Origin of the sequence: Pseudomonas spelaei, from assembly GCF_009724245.1 — a bacterium.
GTDB lineage: Bacteria > Pseudomonadota > Gammaproteobacteria > Pseudomonadales > Pseudomonadaceae > Aquipseudomonas > Aquipseudomonas spelaei.
Map to the genome: position 1 here is coordinate 1 of NZ_WNNK01000076.1, position 639 is coordinate 639.

Here is a 639-nt window from a genome sequence, read left to right on the forward strand (position 1 = left end):
CGGGACGAAGGTCTATACATCGCCAGTGATGATACCAACATCAAAAGACTATACATGCGACGGGGTGATAAATACAGGTGTACGTAACCTCGTCGGTACACAGCCAGTTGGCAGTAGCGATGTCTATCCGATTGGTAATTCAGGGCTCGCCTTTAAATGGATGTTTAAATACCGTTGGTCCGACGTAGAGTCCCTGCAATCATTTCCTATTTCTGTAAGGCACTTCGGTGAACCTTTAACCATGAATGGTACCTCAAATGGGTTTGAAATAATTAAAGTAGGACCTGTCCAGACTGGCGCAGAAATACCCGCGGGTAATATTTTAGAATCTAAAAAGGGTTCACTAACAAATGCAATTTTGGCGCTTAGTCAAAAGATTGTGGTGACCGAGTCAACATGCACTACCCCAAACATTGTGGTGTCGATGGGGGATCAGAAAAGCTCGGGCTTTAGCGGGGTGGGTAGCCGTCTAATACCCAAAGCCTTCAACATTGCACTAAATGCCTGCCCCGAGGGGATCAAGGGCGTTAAGTACCGCCTTGATCCCACCACTGAAATTCTCGATACGACTTCTTCGGTTATTGCCTTATCCAAGGATTCCTCGGCCATTGGCGTTGCGGTGCAGATCCTCGACAACAT

1 pseudogene is annotated in these 639 nt (G+C 47.1%); it reads left to right on the forward strand.

Annotated elements, in window-relative coordinates:
* Positions 1–639, forward strand: a pseudogene (locus tag GNF76_RS29425) (type 1 fimbrial protein); the annotation flags it as partial.